General features: G+C 55.0%; 1 protein-coding gene. It reads left to right on the top strand.

The features are described from left to right. A partial coding sequence (locus tag FE394_RS17200) for a condensation domain-containing protein (protein WP_319927575.1) occupies window positions 1-2072 on the top strand: 2072 nt, incomplete at both ends.

Here is a 2072-nt window from a genome sequence, read left to right as displayed (position 1 = left end):
CGGGGCTTCCGCATTGAACTTGAAGAAATTGAAGTCCGGTTGATGGAATACCCGACGGTACGTGAAGCGGCAGTACTGGCGCGGGGGGAAGGATCGGACAAAAAGCTGGTGGCTTATGTGGTGGCGCAAGCCGATACGGAGCTGGCGAATAGCCTGCGGGACCACCTGAGCGCTGTTTTACCGGATTATATGGTGCCGGCGGCGTTTGTGCGTCTGGATACTTTCCCGTTGACCCCGAACGGCAAGCTGGATCGCCGGGCACTGCCAGCGCCGGACAGCGAGGCGTTTGCCCGCCAGATTTATGCCGCACCGCAAGGAGAAACTGAAACCGTGTTGGCAACGGTTTGGGGTGAGTTACTGGGGATTGAGCAAATCAGCCGCCACGACAATTTCTTTGCTTTGGGCGGCCATTCCCTGCTGGCAATCCGGCTGATTGAACGCCTGCGTCAACTGGGGCTGATGCTGGATGTAGGTGATCTGTTTCAGTCACCGGTGTTGTCAGTGTTGGCGCAAACATTGGGGCAGCACCGGACCGTGATCGTACCTGACAATGTGATTACCCCTGATACGGCGGCACTCACTCCGGCGATGTTGCCACTAATTGATTTAACCCAGACTGATATTGATCACATCGTCGGACAAGTGCCGGACGGTATCCAAAATATTCAGGATATTTACGCCTTATCGCCCTTGCAGGACGGTATTTTATTCCACCATTTATTGGCGCGTGAAGGGGATCCGTATCTGATGACCAGTCAGATGATTTTTGCGGATAGGGCTTTGCTGGACCGTTATTTGGTCGCCGTGCAACTGATGGTAGATCGCCACGATATCCTGCGTACCACTTTTCTCTGGCAGGGATTGTCTGTGCCGGCGCAGGTGGTTTGGCGACAGGCTACCTTATCTGTGCTGGAACTGAATCTGGACCCGACTGACGGGCTTATCAGTGAACAGTTAGCGCAACGTTTTAACCCCCGTCATTATCGTCTCGAGCTGAGCGAAGCACCGTTATTGCGCTTTGTGGTGGCTCAGGAAGCCGATGGTCGTTGGTTTGTCCTGCAATTGTTGCACCATCTGATAGGTGATCATACGACACTGGACGTGATGCACAGTGAAGTGCGGATGTATCTGGACGGACAGAAGGAGGATCTGCCGTCACCGACGCCGTTCCGTAATCTGGTGGCGCAGGCGCGTCTGGGTAAAAGTGAGGCAGCACACACCGATTTCTTTACCGACATGCTGGCAGAAGTAGAAGAGCCGACATTGGCATTCGGATTGTCGGAGGTACATCGTGATGGCTTGCAGGTAGCGGAGTTCCATCAGATGCTGACGAGCACGCTTAACGATCGTCTGCGCAGGCAGGCCCGGCGTCTCGGTGTCAGTCTGGCGGCATTGTGCCATCTGGCTTGGGCACAGGTATTGTCGCGTACCAGCGGACAGGAGAAAGTGGTGTTCGGTACGGTGCTGTTCGGGCGCATGGCGGCGGGAGAAGGGGCCGACAGCGGCATGGGGCTGTTTATCAATACGCTGCCATTGCGACTGGATATCGATGAAACCCCGCTACAGGACAGCGTACAGGCTGCCCACATCCGGCTGGCCGGACTATTATCCCATGAACATGCTTCACTGATACTGGCCCAGCGTTGCAGTGGAGTTGATAATGATATTCCCCTCTTTAATGCTTTGTTGAACTATCGCCATAATGCCCGGTCAGTAACGTCGAATGGGCTGATAAAGGGTATTGAGTTTCTGGGATTACAGGAAAGAACCAACTATCCGCTGGTACTGTCGGTGGAGGATTTTGGTGAGGCTTTGGGGCTGACAGCTCAGGTCGTCCAGCCGTTTGACGTGGAACGGGTATGTGGCTATATGCAGCAGGCGCTGGAAAGTCTGGCGACAGCACTGGAGCAAACCCCGGACATGCCGGTCCGGGCACTGGACATCCTGCCGGAAACGGAACGCACGATGCTGCTGACAACCTGGAACGCAACAGAAACCGCGTCTCCTGAAGCGTTGTGTATTCATCAGTTATTTGAGCAACAGGCGGAGAATACCCCGGACGCGACAGCATT

Source organism: Xenorhabdus littoralis (assembly GCF_033949345.1).
Lineage (GTDB): Bacteria > Pseudomonadota > Gammaproteobacteria > Enterobacterales > Enterobacteriaceae > Xenorhabdus > Xenorhabdus littoralis.
This window is presented reverse-complemented; position numbering and strand designations above follow the sequence as displayed.